15 protein-coding genes, 4 tRNA genes, 1 other RNA gene and 1 pseudogene are annotated in these 19733 nt (G+C 73.0%); 10 read left to right on the top strand and 11 right to left on the bottom strand.

Going from position 1 to position 19733, the window contains the following annotated elements:
- Positions 1-10: 10 nt before the first annotated feature.
- From AB0I16_RS09925 to purS, 5 genes are all read right to left on the bottom strand, one after another.
- Positions 11-817, bottom strand: a complete 807-nt coding sequence (locus tag AB0I16_RS09925; protein ID WP_363248793.1) for a sterol carrier family protein — start codon at positions 815-817, stop codon at positions 11-13.
- A 10-nt stretch (positions 818-827) separates the two neighbouring features.
- On the bottom strand, positions 828-1469 hold the full coding sequence (locus AB0I16_RS09920; RefSeq protein ID WP_363248792.1) for a helix-turn-helix domain-containing protein: 642 nt from the start codon (positions 1467-1469) through the stop codon (positions 828-830).
- Between the two features lie 66 nt (positions 1470-1535).
- Positions 1536-3785, bottom strand: coding sequence for a phosphoribosylformylglycinamidine synthase subunit PurL (purL, locus tag AB0I16_RS09915; RefSeq protein ID WP_363248791.1), 2250 nt, complete (start codon positions 3783-3785; stop codon positions 1536-1538).
- On the bottom strand, positions 3782-4462 hold the full coding sequence (purQ, locus tag AB0I16_RS09910) for a phosphoribosylformylglycinamidine synthase subunit PurQ (protein ID WP_363248790.1): 681 nt from the start codon (positions 4460-4462) through the stop codon (positions 3782-3784). The genes purL and purQ overlap by 4 nt, the downstream gene beginning before the upstream one ends.
- Entirely contained in the window at positions 4459-4710 is a 252-nt protein-coding gene (purS, locus tag AB0I16_RS09905; RefSeq protein ID WP_363248789.1) for a phosphoribosylformylglycinamidine synthase subunit PurS, read from the bottom strand. The genes purQ and purS overlap by 4 nt, the downstream gene beginning before the upstream one ends.
- A 354-nt stretch (positions 4711-5064) precedes the next feature.
- Here purS and AB0I16_RS09900 point away from each other — a divergent pair, with 354 nt between their 5' ends.
- From AB0I16_RS09900 to AB0I16_RS09865, 8 genes are all read left to right on the top strand, one after another.
- Positions 5065-5391 carry an Lsr2 family protein gene (locus tag AB0I16_RS09900; RefSeq protein ID WP_363248788.1) on the top strand — a complete coding sequence of 109 codons (327 nt, stop codon included), beginning with the start codon at positions 5065-5067 and terminating at the stop codon, positions 5389-5391.
- A 148-nt stretch (positions 5392-5539) separates the two neighbouring features.
- Positions 5540-5611 (top strand) — tRNA-Gly (locus tag AB0I16_RS09895).
- Between the two features lie 79 nt (positions 5612-5690).
- Positions 5691-5766: transfer RNA gene (locus AB0I16_RS09890), tRNA-Gly, on the top strand.
- Between the two features lie 142 nt (positions 5767-5908).
- Positions 5909-6874, top strand: coding sequence for an ABC transporter ATP-binding protein (locus AB0I16_RS09885; protein ID WP_363248787.1), 966 nt, complete (start codon positions 5909-5911; stop codon positions 6872-6874).
- Complete coding sequence (locus tag AB0I16_RS09880; RefSeq protein WP_363248786.1) at positions 6871-7650, top strand: ABC transporter permease; 780 nt, start codon at positions 6871-6873, stop codon at positions 7648-7650. Before AB0I16_RS09885 ends, AB0I16_RS09880 begins: the two co-directional genes overlap by 4 nt.
- Before the next feature lie 28 nt (positions 7651-7678).
- On the top strand, positions 7679-8947 hold the full coding sequence (locus AB0I16_RS09875) for a histidine kinase (RefSeq protein WP_363248785.1): 1269 nt from the start codon (positions 7679-7681) through the stop codon (positions 8945-8947).
- On the top strand, positions 8944-9552 hold the full coding sequence (locus tag AB0I16_RS09870; protein ID WP_363248784.1) for a response regulator transcription factor: 609 nt from the start codon (positions 8944-8946) through the stop codon (positions 9550-9552). The genes AB0I16_RS09875 and AB0I16_RS09870 overlap by 4 nt, the downstream gene beginning before the upstream one ends.
- Before the next feature lie 23 nt (positions 9553-9575).
- Positions 9576-9648, top strand: a tRNA-Gly gene (locus AB0I16_RS09865).
- 61 nt (positions 9649-9709) lie between these two features.
- Here AB0I16_RS09865 and AB0I16_RS09860 read toward each other — a convergent pair.
- The 6 genes from AB0I16_RS09860 to ffs all read right to left on the bottom strand — a co-directional run bounded on the left by AB0I16_RS09860 (position 9710) and on the right by ffs (position 19208).
- Positions 9710-10606 (bottom strand): phosphoribosylaminoimidazolesuccinocarboxamide synthase, encoded by an 897-nt coding sequence (locus tag AB0I16_RS09860; protein WP_363248783.1) that lies wholly within the window; start codon positions 10604-10606, stop codon positions 9710-9712.
- Between the two features lie 93 nt (positions 10607-10699).
- A complete protein-coding gene (locus tag AB0I16_RS09855; protein WP_363248782.1) occupies positions 10700-12187 on the bottom strand; it encodes a N,N-dimethylformamidase beta subunit family domain-containing protein in 1488 nt (495 codons plus the stop codon).
- 513 nt (positions 12188-12700) lie between these two features.
- Positions 12701-14677 carry a hypothetical protein gene (locus AB0I16_RS09850; protein WP_363248781.1) on the bottom strand — a complete coding sequence of 659 codons (1977 nt, stop codon included), beginning with the start codon at positions 14675-14677 and terminating at the stop codon, positions 12701-12703.
- A gap of 441 nt (positions 14678-15118) precedes the next feature.
- Positions 15119-16372 (bottom strand): phosphoribosylamine--glycine ligase, encoded by a 1254-nt coding sequence (gene purD / locus AB0I16_RS09845; protein WP_363248780.1) that lies wholly within the window; start codon positions 16370-16372, stop codon positions 15119-15121.
- Positions 16373-16782: 410 nt separating this feature from the next.
- Positions 16783-19065: a DNA polymerase III subunit gamma and tau gene (locus AB0I16_RS09840; protein WP_363248779.1), complete on the bottom strand. Its 2283-nt coding sequence runs from the start codon at positions 19063-19065 to the stop codon at positions 16783-16785.
- Between the two features lie 44 nt (positions 19066-19109).
- Positions 19110-19208: signal recognition particle sRNA small type (gene ffs, locus AB0I16_RS09835), an RNA gene on the bottom strand.
- A gap of 130 nt (positions 19209-19338) precedes the next feature.
- Here ffs and AB0I16_RS09830 point away from each other — a divergent pair.
- Together AB0I16_RS09830 and AB0I16_RS09825 are read left to right on the top strand one after the other, a co-directional pair.
- Positions 19339-19423, top strand: a tRNA-Ser gene (locus tag AB0I16_RS09830).
- 115 nt (positions 19424-19538) lie between these two features.
- Positions 19539-19731 (top strand): annotated as a pseudogene (locus AB0I16_RS09825) (hypothetical protein); the annotation flags it as partial.
- Positions 19732-19733 lie beyond the last annotated feature (2 nt).

Raw genomic sequence — 19733 nt, 5'->3', positions numbered from 1 at the left:
CGGCCCCGGTCTAGCCCATGATCGGCAGCAGCTCCGAGAGGTCCGCCCGTTCGCCGCTCGCGCTGACCTTCGCCGCGTCGAGCGCCGTCTTCCAGTCGGTGCGGCCCGTGGCCAGCCTGATCCAGGTCAGCGGGTCGGTCTCGACGACGTTCGGCGGGGTGCCGCGGGTGTGCCGGGGCCCCTGCACGCACTGCACCACCGCGTACGGCGGGACGCGGACCTCGGTGGAGGCGCCGGGGGCCTTCACCGCGAGGGCGTCGGCGAGCAGCCGGGCGCAGGCGGCGACGGCCTGGCGGTCGTGGGGGACGTCGAGGCCGGGCACGGCGTCGTTGAGGTCGTCCGTGTGGACGGTCAGCTCCACCGTACGGGTGACCAGGAAGTCGCCGAGGGTCATGACGCCGACGCGGGAGGGCACGAGGCGCGTGTCCGGGGCCGCCGCGAGGGACTCCTCGATGCCGGCGAGCGTGCGCGCGAACAGCTCGTCGAGGCCCTCGCCGGTGCCCGCCGCCTCCGCGATGGCGCGGGTGTCCTCGTCGACCTGGGCGGCCTTGCCGACCGTGGCGAAGGGCCAGTCCATGAGCGCCACTTCGTGCCGTGCCGGTTCCGGCATGCCGAGGTAGCGGTGGACGGTGCCGAGCACCAGGGCGATGTGCGCGGCCAGTTCGTGGACGGTCCAGTCGCCGAGGCGGGTCGGCCGGGCGAGCTGGTCGGGGGTGAGGGTGCCCACCGCGTCCCGTACGGCGCCGGACTGGGCGAGCACGGCTTTGCGGATCTTGGCGGAGTCGTACGTACGCGTGCGCTTCTTGGCCGGTGGCATGGTGCCGACCCTACGGCTTCCCCGGATACCCCTGAAGTCCCTTTTCGACCAGGTCGAAGGCGCGCTCGGCGAGCGCGGCGCAGTCGGCCGCCATGGCGTCGGCGCGGTCGCCCGCGAGCAGCCTGCGGTGGTTCTCGACGACCACCGCGTCACGTGCGGAGACGAGCTGGTGGGCGGCGATGCCCGCCATCAGCCGGTCGCCCGTCTCCTCGGCGAGCACGTCGGTGAGGAGGGCGATGCCGCGCATCTGGAAGAGCATGACGCGGCGGGCCAGCGCGGGCGTATCGCTGATGAGCCGGAGCAGTTGGACCACGGCCGGGTCGTCGCTGAGGCCGATGGAGGGGTCGCGCCCGTCGACCTTGGCCAGGAACTGCCTGCGGAGCGCGGCCACCGCGGACTCGCCGGGTTCGCGCCCGCGCACGGCGTCGGCGGCGTCGGCGACGTGCGCCTCCATCGGGGCGAGGAGCACGTCCTCCTTGGTGCCGAAGTAGTTGAAGACCGTCATCTTCGATACGTCGGCGGCGTCGGCGATCTCCGCGACGGAGACCTTGTCGAAGCCCCGCTCCACGAAGAGGTCGAGCGCGGTCCGCCAGATCCGGTGCGCGGTCTGCCGCTTCTTCCGCTCACGCAGCCCCAGGGATTCCTCAACCATGGCGGCAACTTACCGCGAGGCCCCCGGCCGGCTCGGGGCCGGGCGGGGGCTCGCGTGTGGTGAGGATCAGGCGAAGAGGCCCGGCAGGGTGGCCTCGTGGGCCTCGCGCAGTTCGCTCAGCGGCAGCGTGAACTCGCCCTGGACGTCGACCGCGTCACCGTCGACGACACCGATGCGGGTGACGGGCAGGCCCCGCGCCCCGCACATGTCGGTGAACCGCAGTTCCTCGCTGCGGGGCACGGAGACGACCGCGCGTCCCGCCGACTCCGAGAAGAGGAACGTGAACGCGTCCAGGCCGTCGGGGACGACGAGACGCGCGCCCTTGCCGCCGCGCAGGCAGGACTCGGTGACCGCCTGCACCAGACCGCCGTCGGACAGGTCGTGCGCGGCGTCGATCATGCCGTCGCGCGAGGCGGAGACCAGGATCTCCGCGAGGAGCTTCTCGCGGGCCAGGTCGACCTTGGGCGGGAGGCCGCCGAGGTGTCCGTGGACCACCTGCGACCAGGCCGAGCCGCCGAACTCCTTGTGCGTCTCGCCGAGCAGGTAGAGGAGCTGGCCCTCTTCCTCGAACGCCATCGGCGTGCGGCGGGCCACGTCGTCGATCACGCCGAGCACGGCGACGACGGGCGTCGGGTGGATCGCCGCCTCGCCCGTCTGGTTGTACAGCGAGACGTTGCCGCCGGTCACCGGGGTGCCCAGCTCCAGGCAGCCGTCCGCGAGGCCGCGGATGGCCTCCGCGAACTGCCACATGACGTCCGGGTCCTCGGGCGAGCCGAAGTTCAGGCAGTCCGAGACGGCGAGCGGCTTCGCGCCGGCCGCCGCCACGTTGCGGTACGACTCCGCGAGGGCCAGCTGCGCGCCCGTGTACGGGTCGAGCTTGGCGAAGCGGCCGTTGCCGTCGGTGGCGATGGCGACGCCGAGGCCCGTCTCCTCGTTGATCCGGATCATCCCGGAGTCCTCGGGCTGGGCGAGGACCGTGTTGCCCTGCACGAAGCGGTCGTACTGGTCCGTGACCCAGGACTTGGCGGCCTGGTTCGGGGCGGCGACCAGCTTGAGGACCTGCTCGCGCAGCTCGTCCGCGTTCGCCGGGCGGGCCAGCTTGTTCGCGTCGTCGGCCTGGAGGGCGTCCTGCCACTTCGGACGGGCGTAGGGACGCTCGTAGACCGGGCCGTCGTGCGCGACCGTGCGCGGGTCGACGTCGACGATCTTCTCGCCGTGCCAGAAGATCTCCAGGCGGTCGCCGTCGGTCACCTCACCGACGACGGTGGCGATGACGTCCCACTTCTCGCAGATCTCCAGGAACCGGTCGACCTTCTCCGGCTCGACGACCGCGCACATGCGCTCCTGCGACTCACTCATGAGGATTTCCTCGGGCGTGAGCGTGGAGTCGCGCAGCGGTACGTCGTCGAGCTCGACGCGCATGCCGCCCGAGCCGTTGGACGCCAGCTCGCTGGTGGCGCAGGAGAGGCCGGCGGCGCCGAGGTCCTGGATGCCGACGACCAGCTTCTCGGCGAAGGCCTCCAGGGTGCACTCGATGAGCAGCTTCTCCTGGAAGGGGTCGCCGACCTGGACGGCGGGGCGCTTCGACGGCTTCGTGTCGTCGAAGGTCTCCGAGGCCAGGATCGAGGCGCCGCCGATGCCGTCGCCGCCGGTGCGGGCGCCGTACAGGATGACCTTGTTGCCGGGGCCCGAGGCCTTCGCGAGGTGGATGTCCTCGTGCCGCATCACGCCGATGGCACCGGCGTTGACGAGCGGGTTGCCCTGGTAGCAGGCGTCGAAGACCAGCTCGCCGCCGATGTTGGGCAGGCCCAGGCAGTTGCCGTAGCCGCCGATGCCCGCGACGACGCCGGGCAGCACCCGCTTGGTGTCGGGGTGCTGGGCGTCGCCCATGCGCAGCGGGTCCACGACCGCGACCGGCCGCGCGCCCATCGCGATGATGTCGCGCACGATGCCGCCGACGCCCGTGGCCGCGCCCTGGTAGGGCTCCACGTACGAGGGGTGGTTGTGCGACTCGACCTTGAAGGTGACCGCGTAGCCCTGGCCGACGTCGACCACGCCGGCGTTCTCGCCGATGCCGACGAGCATGGCGTCGTTCTCCGGGGCCTTCTCGCCGAACTGGCGCAGGTGGACCTTGCTGCTCTTGTACGAGCAGTGCTCGGACCACATCACCGAGTACATGGCGAGTTCGGCACCGGTGGGGCGGCGGCCCAGGATCTCCCTGACGCGCTCGTACTCGTCTTCCTTCAGGCCCAGTTCGGCCCAGGGCAGCTTGACGTCGGGCGTCTCGGCCGCGTGCTTGACGGTGTCCAGAGTCATGCGTTGACCAGCTTCTTCAGGATCGAGGTGAAGAATCCGAGGCCGTCGGTGCGGCCGGTCCCGACCAGCGGCTCCACCGCGTGCTCGGGGTGCGGCATCAGACCGACGACGTTGCCCGCCTCGTTCGTGATGCCGGCGATGTCGCGGAGCGAGCCGTTGGGGTTGCCCTCCAGGTACCGGAAGGCGACGCGGCCCTCGGCCTCCAGCATGTCCAGCGTCCGCTCGTCGGCGGTGTACTGGCCGTCGATGTTCTTGAGCGGGATGCGGATCTCCTGGCCTGCCGTGTAGTCGGCGGTCCAGGCGGTCCGCGCGTTCTCCACGCGCAGCGTCTGCTCGCGGCAGATGAAGTGCAGGTGGTTGTTGCGCAGCATCGCGCCCGGCAGGAGGTGGGTCTCGGTGAGCACCTGGAAGCCGTTGCAGATGCCGAGCACCGGCATTCCGGCCTTCGCCTGCTCGATGACGGACTCCATCACCGGCGAGAAACGCGAGATGGCGCCGGCCCGCAGATAGTCGCCGTAGGAGAACCCGCCGGGCAGGACCACGGCGTCGACCTGCTTGAGGTCCTTGTCCTTGTGCCACAGCGGCACGGCCTCGGCGCCCGCCACGCGGACGGCGCGCTGGGTGTCGCGGTCGTCGAGCGTTCCGGGGAAAGTGACGACTCCAATTCGAGCGGTCACTTCTCTTCCTCCACCTTTACGACGAAGTCCTCGATCACGGTGTTGGCGAGGAAGGTTTCCGCCATCTCGTGGATACGGGCGAGGGCGGCCTCGTCGACCGGTCCCTCCACCTCGAGTTCGAAGCGCTTTCCCTGACGTACGTCGGAGATGCCCGCGAAACCGAGGCGCGGCAGTGCACGCTGCACCGCCTGGCCCTGGGGGTCGAGGATCTCCGGCTTGAGCATGACGTCGACTACGACGCGTGCCACTGGCACTCCCGGTGTGTGGTGCTGGCGTGTGCTGCTCGCCTGGTGCTGAAGCAGGTTCCTTCAGACTACCGGCACAAAATTTCTACTCGCGTAGACTCGTAGAATCCTACGTGATGACGGTCACGTCCGCCCGCCCAAACAGGTTTCGAACGGGGCACCTTCACGGAGAATCCAGGAAAAGATCACGGTTCGGCATTACGGCCGGACACGCGGAGCTATTCGGACGGACTTCCCAATGCATTGCCAGGCACTGTACAAAGGAAATGGCAATAGCCGATACTCGCTCCAAAACAGCCGGACAGTCGGTGTCACCGCACGTCAACGCGGTGCAGCCGCACGAAGGGACCGATATTCGTGGCGCAGCGTGTCGTAGTCACTCTCTTTGACGACATGGACGGCGGGGAAGCGGCGGAAACGGTCGCCTTCGGTCTTGACGGGAAGTCGTACGAGATCGACCTCAACCAAACGAATGCCAAGAAACTGCGCACGGCACTCGCCCCGTACCTGGAGGTGGCGCGCAAGCAGTCGAAGTCCGGGAAGGCGTTCCGGCACACGGCGGTCTCACCCGACCCCTCCGCGGTCAGGGCCTGGGCCCGCTCGCGGCACATGGACCTGCCGCCGCGCGGCCGCATCCCGAAGAAGGTCTACGAGGCGTTCGAGGCGTTCGAGGCGGCCGACTGACGGGCTCGTCGCGCGGCTGGAGGCCCCGGGCCCCGCGCGGTCCCCGAGCCCCTCGCGGCAACCGACTTGCGCAGCACCCCCGCTGGTCAGCTAGAGTCTGGAGCACGCCGAGGGGCAAGGCCGAAAAGCCGGGTCCCAAGGAGTCTGTGCGGGTGTAGTTCAGTAGTAGAACATCCCCCTTCCAGGGGGAAGGCGCAGTGTGCAATTCCTGTCACCCGCTCCGCATCGCCTACGAACCAGTCGTCTGGTTGCGGTAAGCTGATGCACGCGCCGATCAGTGAGAGCTGGTCGGAGGCAATGCGAACGTAGCTCAGTTGGTAGAGCGCAACCTTGCCAAGGTTGAGGTCGCGAGTTCGAACCTCGTCGTTCGCTCCAGTGAAGAAGGCCCCGGTCGATGCGACCGGGGCCTTCTTCGTGTCCGCTCCCCCGACCTCGCACCCCCGCTTCTGACATTTGTCACATGGGCCGGTGACAGCGCTCACTGCCGCCGCCGCGCCGCCCGGGGGAGGCTCGGACCATGACTGACCAAGTGATCGACGTGACCGATCTCCGGCGCGTGTACGGGGGCGGTTTCGAGGCGGTGCGGGGCATCTCCTTCGAGGTGGCCCGCGGCGAGCTGTTCGCGCTGCTCGGCACCAACGGCGCGGGCAAGACGTCCACCGTCGAACTCCTCGAAGGCCTCGCCGCGCCCGCCGCCGGACGCGTACGGGTGCTCGGGCACGACCCGTACACCGAGCGGGCGGCGGTGCGGCCCCGCATCGGCGTCATGCTGCAAGAGGGCGGCTTCCCCGCCGAGTTGACGGTCGCGGAGACCGTGCGGATGTGGGCCGGGTGCACCAGCGGGGCCAGGCCCGTCGCGGAGGCCCTCGACGTCGTCGGCCTCACCAAGCGGGCCGGCGTCCGCGTGAAGCAGCTCTCCGGCGGCGAGAAGCGGCGGCTCGACCTGGCCATGGCGCTCATCGGGCGGCCCGAGGTGCTCTTCCTCGACGAACCCACCACCGGACTCGACGCCGAGGGGCGCCGCGAGACCTGGGAGCTGGTCCAGGGGCTGCGGGACAACGGCACGACCGTGCTGCTCACCACGCACTACCTGGAGGAGGCCGAGGAGCTCGCCGACCGCCTCGCGATCCTGCACGAGGGCCGGATCGCCGCCGAGGGCCGCGTCGCCGACGTGGTCGCCGCGCAGCCCTCGCACGTCTCCTTCGAGCTGCCCGACGGGTACTTCGTCGGCGACCTGCCGCCGCTCGCCGAACTCGGCGTGACCGGCCACGAGACCGCGGGGCGCGTGGTGCGGCTGCGGACGAACGAACTCCAGCGGACGGCCACCGAACTCCTCGTATGGGCCAGGGACGCGCGGATCACCCTCGGCTCGCTCGACGTACGGGCCGCCTCGCTGGAGGAGGCCTTCCTGCGCATCGCGCGCGAGGCGGGGTCCGCCGACGGAACCCCGGGACGGCCGGGACGGAAGGAGATGGCGGCATGAGCACCATGACGATGACGACTCCCGCGGGACGCATGGCGTCCCTGGCCCGCGCCGAGCTGACGCTGCTCGCGCGGAGCAAGGGGACGCTGTTCGCGGCGCTGTTCGTGCCGCTCGTCCTGCCGTTCAGCGTCGCGTCCGCCGTGGACGAGGCCGAGCTGAAGGAGGCCGGGCTCTCCGTCGGCACCATGCTGCTGCCGTCCGCGGTCGGCTTCTCGCTGATCTTCGCCGTCTACGGCTCGCTCATCGGCGTCTTCGTCGCCCGGCGCGAGGAACTCGTGCTGAAGCGGCTGCGCACCGGCGAGCTGCGCGACCACGAGATCCTGCTCGGTGCCTCGCTGCCCGCCGTCGCCATCGGGCTCGCGCAGTGCCTGGTGATCTCCGTGGGCTGCGTGGCCTTCCTGGACGCGGGGGCGCCCGGCGCGCTCCACTACGCCGTGCTCGGGGTGCTCCTCGGCACCGTGATGTTCGGCGCGCTCGCCGCCGTCACGGCGAGCTTCAGCAGGACCTCGGAGACCGCCCAGGTCATGAGCATGCCGCTGATCTTCCTCTCGATGCTCGGCTCCGGGCTCGTCATACCGTTCGAGGTCATGCCGGACGGCCTCGCCTCCGTCTGCGAACGCCTGCCGCTCTCCCCGGTCATCCAGCTCGTGCGCGGCGGCTGGACCGGCAGCCTCTCGGCCGCGGACGCCGCCGACGCGGCCGTCACCGCGGTCGTCTGGACCCTGGTCGCGGTCTCGGCTGTGCGACGGTGGTTCCGCTGGGAGCCGAGGCACTGAGAGGGGCTGGGTCAGGGTGGTGGGCCGGATGCGGGAGTGGCAGCGGGGCTGGCACGCGCGGAGCAAGATCGAGAAGGTCGAGTTCCAGAGCGTCGTCATGTGGCACGCCGTGCCCTGGGTCTTCTATCTGAGCTGGGGCTCGCTGCCGCTCGGCCTGAGCCTGCGCCCCGACGCCGCGGCGCGGTTCACCGGCTGGGCGCTGATCGTGGTGGGCGTCGCGCAGTGCGTGCACGCCAACCGCTCGTTGCGGCGGGCGCTCGACCACTTCCTGAAGCGGCGCGAGCTGCCGCGCCGCGACCTCGCCGTGGCGGGGGCCCTGATGGGCGTCGCCTACGCGCTGGCGGTCGCCCTCCAGGCCATGGACGGGGTCGAGGACGGACTGATCGGCCTCACCGTCATGTACCTGATGGTGCCGTTCTGCCAGGCCCTGGCCTTCGCCGTGCCCATACGCGCCTTCCTGGCCCGTGTCGCGGTCCTCGACGTCGTGCTCGTGGCCGCGTTCGCCGCCGCCGGGGCGCGGAACGGGCGGCTGGTCGCCCTCGCCGTCCTCATCGCCTTCGGCGGTCTGCTGACCCTCCTGACCGCGCGCTGCGGTGCCTGGACGCTCTCCGTGATGTGGGAGGCCGACCACGCCAGGGAGGTCGAGGCGCGGCTCGCGGTCGCCGAGGAGCGGCTGCGCTTCGGGCGTGACCTGCACGACGTGATGGGCCGCAACCTCGCCGTCATCGCCCTCAAGAGCGAACTCGCCGTACAGCTCGCGCGGCGCGGGCGCCCCGAAGCCGTGGACCAGATGGTCGAGGTGCAGCGCATCGCGCGGGAGTCGCAGCGCGAGGTGCGCGAGGTCGTCCGCGGCTACCGCGGGGTCGACCTCGGCGTCGAGCTGATCGGCGCCCAGGGGGTGCTCGAAGCCGCCGGGATCACCTGCCGGGCGACCGGGTCCGCGGCGGGGCTTCCGGCGCCCGTGCAGTCCGCCCTCGGCTGGGTCGTGCGCGAGGCGGCCACCAACGTGCTGCGGCACGGCGACGCCAAGCGCTGCGACATCACCCTTGCGGTGACCCCGGGACGTACGACGCTGACCGTGGAGAACGACGGCGCGCCCACCGGCGCGGAGCCGGGCGCCGCGCCCACCGGCGGCTCCGGGCTCGCCGGGCTGCGGGAGCGGCTCGCCGAGGTGGGCGGGACGCTGGAGTCCGCCCGTGAGGCGGGGCGGTTCCGCCTCACCGCCCGGGTGCCTTCGGCGCCCGCCGGGACCGAGACCCCGAGCCCCATCGACGAACAGGAAGAAGTCCTGCTGTGAGTCTGCGTGTGCTGCTCGCCGATGACGAGCACCTCATACGGGGCGCGCTCGCCGCGCTGCTCGCCCTGGAGGACGACCTCGTCGTCGTCGCCGAGGCGGCGACCGGGCCCGAGGCGCTCGCCATGGCGCGTGCCCACCGGCCCGACGTGGCCGTGCTCGACCTGCAGATGCCGGGCGCCGACGGTGTGAGTGTGGCCACATCCCTGCGGGACGAACTGCCCGGGTGCCGCGTCATGATCGTGACGAGTCACGGCAGGCCGGGGCACCTCAAGCGGGCCCTCGCGGTGGGGGTGCGCGCCTTCGTGCCGAAGACCGTGAGCGCCCAGCGGCTCGCCGAGCTGATCCGCTCCGTGCACGCGGGAAACCGCTACGTGGACCCCGAGTTGGCCGCCGACGCGATCTCCGCGGGCGACTCCCCGCTGACCGAGCGCGAGGCCGAGGTGCTCGAACTCGCCGCCGACGGCGCCCCCGTCGCGGAGATCGCCGAACGCGCCTCGCTCTCCCAGGGCACCGTCCGCAACTACCTCTCCTCCGCGGCCACCAAGATCGGGGCGGAGAACCGTCATGCGGCGGTGCGTCTCGCACGCGAGCGCGGTTGGGTATAGTTGTTCTCGCGCCACGGCGCAACGCGGACGTAGCTCAGTTGGTAGAGCGCAACCTTGCCAAGGTTGAGGTCGCCAGTTCGAACCTGGTCGTCCGCTCAAGGTGGGACAGAAGGGCCCCGCTCCTCGGAGCGGGGCCCTTCCGCGTGTTCCGGTTCGGCTACCAGGTGGTGCCGGTCAGCCGCTCGTACGCCTCGATGTACTTGGCGCGTGTGGCGTCCACCACGTCCTGCGGCAGCGCGGGCGGCGGCTGCTCGCTCCCGCGGTCCCAGCCGGAGGCCGGCGAGGTCAGCCAGTCGCGGACGAACTGCTTGTCGTAGCTGGGCTGGGCGTGGCCCGGCTCCCACTGGTCGGCGGGCCAGAAGCGGGACGAGTCCGGCGTCAGGACCTCGTCGCCGAGGATCAGGGCCTCGCCGTCGAAGCCGAACTCGAACTTCGTGTCGGCGAGGATCAGACCGCGCTCGCGGGCGGTGTCCCGGGCCCTGCTGTAGACGGCGAGGGTCGTCTGGCGCAGCTTGGCCGCCGTGTCGGCGCCGACCTGGCGGGCGACCTCCTCGTAGCTCACGTTCTCGTCGTGCTCGCCCACGGCGGCCTTCGCGGCGGGCGTGAAGATCGGCGCGGGCAGCTCGGAGCCGTCGGTGAGGCCCTCGGGCAGCGCGAGGCCGCAGACGGTGCGGGAGTCGTTGTACTCCAGGAGCCCCGAGCCGGTGAGGTAGCCGCGGGCCACGCACTCCACCGGGACCATCTGCAGGGACTTGCAGACCAGCGTGCGGCCCGCCCAGTCGGCCGGGGCGCCCTCGGGCAGGTCCGTGAAGATCACGTGGTTGGGGACCAGGTCGGCGAGCTGGTCGAACCACCACAGCGAGAGCTGGGTGAGCACCCGGCCCTTGTCGGGGATCTCCGTGGGGAGCACCCAGTCATAGGCGGAGAGCCGGTCGCTCGCGACCATGACGAGGTCGCCCGCCTCGTTCTGGTACAGCTCACGCACCTTGCCGGTGTGGAGGTGCACCAGGCCCGGCACTTCGAGAGGCTCGGGCTTTTCTACGAATCCGGACACGGTTCCTCCCGGTGGTTCTGGCCAAGTGCTGACGATTCTCCCGTATCGGGGGCGTGCTGGTGGCCAGGGGGCGCGCGGGACGGCGCGGAAGGGTCAGTCCCGTTTGCAGATGCGGTCGAGGAGATTGGCCGTGGCGCGCTGCACCCGGGTGTCCACATGGCCCGGACGGTCGAGCGCGGGCGACCAGGCGAAGGTGCCGGAGGCGAAGACCAGGGCGCCCGAGGGGGCACGGTAGAGCGAGGTCTCCTGGTGGCGCTTGGTGCCCTCGGCGTCCGTGTACGGGGAGTGGGCGAGCAGGATGCGGCCCTGGTGCTCGGGGAGCGGGGTCCGCGGGAAGTAGCGGTCGGCCTCGCCCGCGACCAGGTTCTCCAGCTCGTCGCCCTCGTGCGCCCCCGTGGCCTCCCAGAGCCAGTGGTCGGCGTTGCGCACGACCAGGGGGTGCGGCTCGGGGACCCGGCCCGCGTACTGGATGCCGATCAGCTCCTGTTCGGCGGTCTTGTCGCCGTCCCGCTCGCGCCAGAGGGCGGGACGGCCGGGGCCCCGCCGCTTGCGGCAGGTCAGCAGGCGGTCGGGGACGCCGGACGGGGAGGGTGCGAGCTCCACCTGCCAGTACATGGTGTTGGCGGAGAGGAAGACCAGGGAGGTGCCGCCGTCGCGGGCCAGCTCGGCGGTGCGGCGCATGGCGGGTGACCAGTACTCGTCGTGGCCGGGGAAGACCAGGCCGCGGTAGCGCCCGGGGTCGATGCGGCCCGCGTGCAGGTCGCGGGCGTCCGCGTACGCGATGTCGTATCCGTACCGCTCGGCCCAGCGGATGAAGTCGTAGGCGTGGCCCACGTGGAGCGGCAGGCCCGCCCCGGCGAACGGCCGGTCGAAGGAGACCGTGACGGCCGCCTCGGCCTCGCCGAGGAGGCGGCCCTGCTCGTCCCACGCGTGGTAGAGGCTGGCGCCCGTGCGGCCGTCCTCGGGGTAGAGGTTGTACGCCTGCCAGGTGACGTCCGGCAGGAGCAGCAGGAGGTCGGCGGGGTGGTCGTCGCGGACCGTGAAGGGGACGTGCGAGCGGTACCCGTCGGCGGTGGTCAGCACCGCCACGTACGCTCCCACGCTCCAGTAGCTCGGGATCTGCAGCCGCCAGGAGAGCCACCAGTGGTGGCAGGAGACGGTGCGGTCCGCGGTGAGCGGGGCGGGCTGGACGATGCCGGAGAGGCGGGGGCTCGTGGTGATCTTCGACGCGCCGTCGCCGCCGTAGTGCCCGATGCGGTAGATGTCGACGCTGAACTGCTGGGGCGGGTCGACCGTGACGTGGAAGTCGATGGCCTCGCCGGGGGCGGCCGCCCCGGTGGAGGTGAAGCCCTTGATCTGGCGGCGCACGTCGTCGGCGTTCAGGGGGCCGCCGGTGCGGGCCGCCGGGATGTTGGCCCCCGGGGCCGAGGCGTGCTCCACGTACCAGGGCATGACCTGGCCCGTGTCATCGAAGTAGTGCTCGGAGCCGCGGAGCCAGGGCAGCGGGCCCTGCCCGAAGGGGTCCGACACGGCGTGCGCCAGTGCACCCGATTCCCAGCGGCGGATCGGCTCCTGCCCCATGTGCCCTTCCCTCCCTCGCTCCCCCGAGCCGGCACCACCGGTCTGTACGTACGACCGGCGCCGCGCCCAGCACATCACATTACGCACGCACCTCGTCACCGTTCGTCGCGAATTGACGAGATCGGAACGTTGCCTTCCGGATATCTGTGCTCCGGCGCCTTCGGCGCGTGCGCCGGAGAGGGGGTGGGGAGGGTCCGGGGGGGCCTCGGGGGGGCGGGAGCCTCGGGGGGCGGGAGCCTCGGGGGGCGGGAGCCTCGGGGGCGGGAGCCCGGGAGCCTTGGGGGGCGGGAGCCCGGGAGCCCTGGGGGGCGGGAGCCTCGGGGCCGATGGCCCGGAAGCCTGGGGAGCACGGGAGCCTTGGGGGGGCGGAAGCCCGGAACGGGAGGCCGGGGCCGAGGGCCGAGGACCGGGGGCCGGAGGGCCGGAGTCCCTGGGAGGCCGGGGAGCCCCGAGGAGACGGGGAGCCCCGGGACGGGTCGGGGAGTCCCGGAAGGGCTGCGGCGGGCGGCCCGGTCAGGCCAGGCGGACCGGCTTCTCCGGGCGGACGCCGAGGCGGGCGAGCCAGTCGCGCAGCGGCGCGGGGTCGCCCCGCTCCACCAGGCTCCGCACGCTCGGCGCGAGGTCCGCCGCGCGCTCGCCGTCGACCAGCAGGGCGGGGCCGTCGAGCCAGTCAAGGCCGGGGGCGGCTCCCGCGGTGTCCACGGCGGCGCAGCAGACCATCGCGGTCACGTGGTCGGCGAGGAGCTCCCGCCCGGTGCGGGGCGGCTGGAGCGGGAAGAGGGGCAGCGCCCCGTCGACCCAGAGCGCCTCGTCCGGTCCCAGGCCGGCGGGGGCCGGGCGGGGCGGGGCCGCGGCCTCCTCACGGGCCAGCTCGGCCGTGAGCGAGGCGGCGAGCATGCCGCGGGGGCCCTCGTCGTGGGCGTCGTCGTGGGCGTCATCGTGGGTGACGCCGTGGGTGACGCCGATGACGTCACCGCGGGTGGCGTCGCCGTGCGTGGCGTCGCCGTGCGTGGCGTCGGGGGTGGCGCCGAGCGTGGCCTCGCTGCGGGTGGCGCCGAGCGTGGCCCCGCTGCTGGTGTCAACGGGCGCGGCATCGGTGGCGAGGCCGTACACGGCGTCACCGCGAGTGGCGCCGCCGGCGGGGGCTTCGGCGTGGTCGTCCGGGGCGGGAGCCGCCCGCCCAGCGGCGGGGTCGAGGCCGTCCGGGGCCCCGGGGCCCGGAGCCGTGAGGTGGGCGAGGACGCGGCCGAGGGTCGGCCCCTCGGGCCCGTCGCCCGCCGGGTCCGCGCGGTGGCCGACGCCGAGGGAGTCGAGGACGCGGTGCAGTCGCGCCGCGTCCGTACGCCACTTGCGGTCCACGACCTCGTCCGGATACTCCTGCCACGCCACCGGCGCCCAGTCGGGGCCCGGCTCGGCCGGACCGCCGTGGAAGAGACGGGCGGCGAGGAGCGACGCGGCCTCGTCCACCATGCCGGGCTCTTCGAGCAGGTCACAGGCGGGGCGCTCGCCCAGCCGCGAGGCGAAGCCCTCCGCGAGCCGGTCCCTGCGGGAGAGCTCGGTCAGCGCGGCGACCACGCCCGCGTCGAGCCGGGACGGCCAGCGGCCCATCCGCCAGGCGGGCAGCGCGACCCGGGTGAGCAGCCGGTCCCACCCCGCGTACGCGAGGCCGACCTGCTCCTGGGCGACGATCCGCACGCCGTAGTCCACCGCCTGGGCGCGCTCGGCGGCCGCCGCGGCGACGCCGCGCTCCATCTCGGCGGCATGCACCCGGCAGTTGCGCAGCAGCAGCCGGGCCACCCGGCCGACACCGGCGAGCAGCGGCCGGACCAGGGCGCTGCGGCCGGGGGCGGAGGCGTCGGCCACCGCGGCGTCCAGCCCGCGCACGAAGCGCCGGGCTGCGGCTATGTCGGGGTGCGCCGAGGGTCCCGTACCCGCCACGACGGGGGCGAGGACCGCGCGCAGTTCGCCGACCCGCATCCACCACAGGAACGGGGAGCCGATGACGAGCACGGGAGCGGTGAAGGGCGGGTGGTGCGGGGAGCGGGCGCCCTCGGCCGCCGCCTCGGCGGGTGGGCCGTGCGCCGGGTGGGTGCGGTCCTCCAGCCAGCTGTCGCAGTCGGGGGTGAGCGCTATCGCCGAGGGCGCGGGCACGTCGAGCCGGTCGGCGAGGTCGCGGACCAGGCGGTACAGATCCGGAGCGGACTCCTCGGGCACCGGCACCGTGGGGCTCAGGGCGGGCCTCGCCCTGGCCACGACCAGGGCGACGGCTCCCGCGGCGAGCAGGACCAGCAGGGCGAGGGCCGTGACGGCCCAGCGCGCGACGTCCCAACCGGGGCCCTCCATATGGCCCGTGACCCCGCCTGCGACGAGCACGACGGCCACGGCCGCGGGCAGCAGGGCGACGGCCAGCGCCCTGCTGCGCAGCCGCAGCACGGCGAGAGCCCGTGAACGCGCGGCCTGCGCGCCCACTTCCACACCCGGACCTGACACGACCGATGGCACCCCCTGCTGCCTACTGCTCGGCCACCGGCCGGGGCCGGTGGTACCCGTCAATGGCGTTGGCGTTGCTCATTCCCCCACTGTTGCACCCGCCGCCGACACCGCAATGCCGGTGGTCTGTTCGGCTATGGGTGCTCGGAACGCTTTCGCCGCACCCTAGTTGGGGTGCCGGACGTCGTCAGCCGGATGGGGCAGCGGTCACTCGATGGAATGGCTTTGGCTAAAGGTGACCGTCGAAACAGGCACCGGACGAGCGCCGAACGGGCATCGAACGAGCCCGAACGGACCCGAGCGAACCCGAGCGGACCTCAGCAGACACGGAACAGGCCCTGAATCCGAGGCTGGATTCAGGGCCTGAACTTGACCGAAAGTCATACGGCGGCGCCGCTTCGGCGTGCGTGCGCGGCGCCTGCGTGCGGTGCCGCTCGGTGCCTACGCCTCGGCCGCCGCCTTCGCGGCGATGTCCGTACGGTGCTGCGAGCCGTCGAGACGGATGCGGGACAGCGCGGTGTACGCGCGCTCCCGTGCCTCGGTGAGGCCGCTGCCGGTCGCCGTCACGGACAGCACGCGGCCACCGGCGCTGACCACGGCACCGCCCTCGCGCCGGGTACCGGCGTGCAGGACGTACGCGTCGGGGGCGTCCCGCGCCGCCACCTCGTCGAGCCCTTCGATGGGGTCGCCGGTGCGGGGCGTACCGGGGTAGTTGTGCGAGGCGACGACCACGGTCACCGCGGCGTCGTCGCTCCAGCGCAGCGGGGGCAGGTCGGCCAGGTTGCCGGTCGCAGCGGCCATCAGGAGCCCGCCGAGCGGCGTCTTCAGACGGGCGAGGACGACCTGGGTCTCGGGGTCGCCGAAACGGGCGTTGAACTCGATGACCCGTACACCGCGACTCGTGATCGCCAGGCCCGCGTACAGCAGCCCGGCGAACGGCGTGCCCCGGCGGCGCAGCTCGTCCACCGTCGGCTGGAGCACGGTCCGCATGACCTCGTCGACCAGCTCCGGGTCGGCCCAGGGCAGCGGCGAGTACGCGCCCATGCCGCCCGTGTTCGGGCCCGCGTCGCCGTCGAGCGCGCGCTTGAAGTCCTGGGCCGGCTGGAGCGGGACGACCGTCTCGCCGTCGGTGACCGCGAAGAGGGAGACCTCGGGGCCGTCGAGGAACTCCTCGATGACCACGCGGTCGCAGGCGAGGGCGTGCGCGCGGGCCGCCTCGACGTCGTCGGTGACGACGACGCCCTTGCCCGCGGCGAGCCCGTCGTCCTTGACGACGTACGGCGCCCCGAAGGCGTCGAGGGCCTTGTCGACCTGCTCGGGCGTGGTGCAGACGTAGGACCGTGCGGTGGGCACGCTCGCGCCCGCCATCACGTCCTTCGCGAACGCCTTGGAGCCCTCCAGCTCCGCGGCCTCCTTGGACGGGCCGAAGCAGGGGATGCCCGCGGCGCGCACGGCGTCGGCGACGCCCGCGACGAGCGGGGCCTCCGGGCCCACGATCACCAGGCCCGCGCCGAGCCGCTCGGCGAGCGCGGTCACGGCGGTGCCGTCGAGGGCGTCGACCGGGTGGGTCTCGGCCACTTCTGCGATGCCGGCGTTGCCGGGGGCGCAGTGCAGCTCGGAGACGTCGGGGTCGAGGGACAGAGAGCGGCACAGGGCGTGTTCGCGGGCACCACTGCCGATGACGAGGACCTTCACGGTGGTCAGCCTAACGGGTGGCTTCGTATGCCTCCCCTAGGTCCGGCTCCTGACCCTTTTGTACGTTCGTCCAGTCCTGGGTGCCGCGGTGGCTCGGCCCAGCCTCGCCGGGCCGGTGGCCTCTGGCCTCGATCGGCGCCCCGGGGCGAACCCACCGCCCTTCGCCCGCGCACCGGCCCGGCCCACCCCTTCGCCCGCGGACCGGCCCCGGGCCTGCCCCTTCCCCCCCGGCCCCCCGCCACTCCGCGACGGGTCTCTCCCATCCGCCCGCCCGTTCTCCGGGCCGTGCGGGCGGGTAGGGGCAGGCCGGCCGAGGCGCGGCCGAGGGCCGTTCACGGGCCACCGGGCACTGTCCTCGGGGCACGAGGCACGGGGCACGAGGCACGGGGCACGGAGCACGGGGCCCGCGGTCAAACGTTCGGGTACTCGTCCACCACCGTCGCGCCCAGTTCCCGCACGATCAGGTCGTGGCCCGAGAGGGCCGAGTCGACCAGGTCGGGGTCGTCGTCCGCGGGCATGTCGTCCTCGGGCGACACGTGCTCCGGAGCGGGGGCCGGGGCCGAGCGGGGCGGGGCCGCCGGTTCCGGCGCGGGGGCCGGGGCCGGGGGGGGCTGCTGGGGCGCGGCCTGGGGGCGCGGGGGCGCGGGGGCGCCGGCGCCGAAGCCGCCGCTGTAGCCGCCGCCGGGGGTGCCGCCGCCGAAGCCGCCCGAGGCTCCGCCGCCACCGCCGAAGTTGCCCGCGGCGGGCGGGGGCGCGGAGCCGCCCGAGGGGTCGACGATCGCCTCGACCTTCCACTGCACGCCGAACTGCTCCGACAGCGCCTGGCGCAGCACGTCCTCGCTGCCGCTGCTGGCGAAGTTGTCCCTCGCTCCCGCGTTGACGAAGCCGATCTGCAGGGTCGTGCCGTCGAAGCCCGCCACCTGGGCGTTCTGGCTGAGCAGAATCCAGGTGAAGCGGCGGCGGTTCTTCACCGCCTCCAGGATGTTCGGCCACAGGGTGCGGGGGTCGGGGCCGCCCGCGGGGGCCTGGGCGGCCATCGGGGCGGGCGCGGGGGCGGACGGCTGCGGGGCGGCTGCCTGCGGGGCAGGAGCCTGCGGGGCCCCGCCGGAGGGGGCGGCCGTGGGCCAGCCGCCGGGGCGCTGGGGGGCGGCCGTCTCGGCGGGAGCGGACGGGGCCGCGGGGCCGCTGCCCGGGGCGGATGCCGTGGGCCAGCCGCCGGGGCGCCGCTCACCGGACGGGGCGGCGGGGGCGGTGGCGGGCGGCGGAGTCGGGGCGGCGGGCGGCGCCGCCTGCGGGGCGGGGGCCTGCGGGGCGGGGGCCTCCGGGGCTGCGTCGCCCTGCGGTGCGCCAGGCCCTCGTACGGCCGCGCGGGCGGCGGCGGGACCGCCTCCCGGCGGCACGGGCGGGCCCTGCGGAACCTGCGGGGGTCCGGCCGGGGGCATGGCCACGCCGGGCTGCTGCACGCCCGCGTGGGCCTCGGGCCCCGGGACGTACCCCATGGCGGGTCCGGGGCCCGTCCCGCCGGGGACGAAGTTCCCCCCGCGCTCCAGGCGGTCGAGGCGGGCCATGACGGAGCGCTCGTCGTCATACGCCGCCGGAAGCAGCACGCGCGCGCAGATCAGCTCCAGCTGGAGCCGCGGCGATGTGGCGCCGCGCATCTCGGTCAGGCCGTCGTTCACCAGGTCGGCGGCGCGGCTCAGCTCGGCGGCGCCGAAGACGCCGGCCTGCGCCTGCATCCGCTCCACGACGTCGACGGGGGCGTCGATGAGGCCCTTCTCGGCGGCGTCGGGCACGGCGGCGAGGATGACGAGGTCCCGCAGCCGCTCCAGCAGGTCGGCGACGAAGCGCCGGGGGTCGTTGCCGCCCTCGATGACGCGGTCCACGACCTCGAAGGCCGCCGCCCCGTCGCCGGAGGCGAAGGCCTCGACGACGGAGTCGAGCAGCGAACCGTCCGTGTAACCGAGCAGGGACGTCGCCATGGCATACGTCACACCGTCATCGGCGGCGCCGGCGAGGAGCTGGTCCATGACGGACATGGAGTCACGCACGGAACCGGCGCCGGCCCGCACGACCAGCGGCAGCACGCCGTCCTCGACGGCCATGTCCTCCCGGCCGCAGACCTCCGCCAGGTAGTCGCGGAGCGTGCCGGGGGGCACGAGGCGGAAGGGGTAGTGGTGCGTGCGCGAGCGGATCGTGCCGATGACCTTCTCGGGCTCGGTCGTCGCGAAGATGAACTTGAGGTGCTCCGGCGGCTCCTCGACCACCTTCAGGAGGGCGTTGAAGCCCGCCGAGGTGACCATGTGGGCCTCGTCGATGATGTAGATCTTGTACCGGCTCGACGCCGGACCGAAGAAGGCCTTTTCCCGCAGGTCGCGGGCGTCGTCCACGCCACCGTGCGACGCGGCGTCGATCTCGATGACGTCGATCGAGCCCGGGCCGTTCCTCGCCAGGTCGCGGCAGGACTGGCACTCGCCGCAGGGCGTGGGAGTGGGACCCTGCTCACAGTTCAGACAGCGGGCCAGGATGCGCGCGCTCGTCGTCTTGCCGCAGCCGCGGGGGCCACTGAACAGGTAGGCATGATTGACCCGGTTGTTGCGCAGCGCCTGCTGCAGCGGGTCGGTTACATGCTCCTGCCCGATGACCTCGGCGAACGACTCCGGGCGATAACGGCGGTACAGCGCAAGGGACGACACACATACGAGGTTAATGGCGACCACTGACAACCCGGACCGCCCCAACGCAAAGCGCCCCCCACGCACCCGCCAGAGCCGACCTACCCTTGCTGCCTTCCGGCCCTGGGGGAGTTCAGTCAGATAGCGCCACGTGAGGGGCTGACGCCCACCCTAGCGGATCGCCGCCCCCGGATCGACTCCGCCCCCGCCCCCGCACCGCTCCGACCCCACCCCGGGAGCCCCCGACAGGATCATGTTCGCGAGCACCCCTCAACGTCTTGTATTGTTTGCGGCGGAGGATTCGCCTAGTGGCCTAGGGCGCACGCTTGGAAAGCGTGTTGGGGGCAACCCCTCACGAGTTCGAATCTCGTATCCTCCGCACTCGCCCGTCAGGGCAAACGAAGGGTCCGACCGCTCAGCGGTCGGACCCTTCGTCGTGAGCGCCCGCAAGGTCAGCCGCACTCTCCCGTGGGTCGGGCGGGTACTGGGCCGCAGCGGTCAAGTGGCTGGGGAACTCGGCGTTCGACAGCCACGACCCGGCCGCACGGCATGAGCACCGGGCGGTGATCACCGACGATTCCGTACCTCTCGTCGCCGTCTCCCGCAGCGGGTCGCTCGTTCCGGCCACTCGTTTCGGCCGCTCGTTGCGGCCTTCAGGCGGCGTACGGCCCCGACGGACTGCTCGGGTG

The organism is Streptomyces sp. NPDC050703 (assembly GCF_040654435.1).
In the GTDB taxonomy this organism is placed as follows: domain Bacteria; phylum Actinomycetota; class Actinomycetes; order Streptomycetales; family Streptomycetaceae; genus Streptomyces.
The sequence above is the reverse complement of the archived record's forward strand: the minus strand, read 5'-3'. Positions and strand labels throughout refer to the sequence as shown.

Excerpts from the sequence above, each read along its gene's own strand:
- AB0I16_RS09925 (WP_363248793.1), bottom strand. The coding sequence starts at position 817 with ATGCCACCGGCCAAGAAGCGCACGCGTACGTACGACTCCGCCAAGATC.
- AB0I16_RS09920 (WP_363248792.1), bottom strand. The coding sequence starts at position 1,469 with ATGGTTGAGGAATCCCTGGGGCTGCGTGAGCGGAAGAAGCGGCAGACC.
- purL (WP_363248791.1), bottom strand. The coding sequence starts at position 3,785 with ATGACTCTGGACACCGTCAAGCACGCGGCCGAGACGCCCGACGTCAAG.
- AB0I16_RS09885 (WP_363248787.1), top strand. The coding sequence starts at position 5,909 with ATGACTGACCAAGTGATCGACGTGACCGATCTCCGGCGCGTGTACGGG.
- AB0I16_RS09880 (WP_363248786.1), top strand. The coding sequence starts at position 6,871 with ATGAGCACCATGACGATGACGACTCCCGCGGGACGCATGGCGTCCCTG.
- AB0I16_RS09875 (WP_363248785.1), top strand. The coding sequence starts at position 7,679 with ATGCGGGAGTGGCAGCGGGGCTGGCACGCGCGGAGCAAGATCGAGAAG.
- AB0I16_RS09855 (WP_363248782.1), bottom strand. The coding sequence starts at position 12,187 with ATGGGGCAGGAGCCGATCCGCCGCTGGGAATCGGGTGCACTGGCGCAC.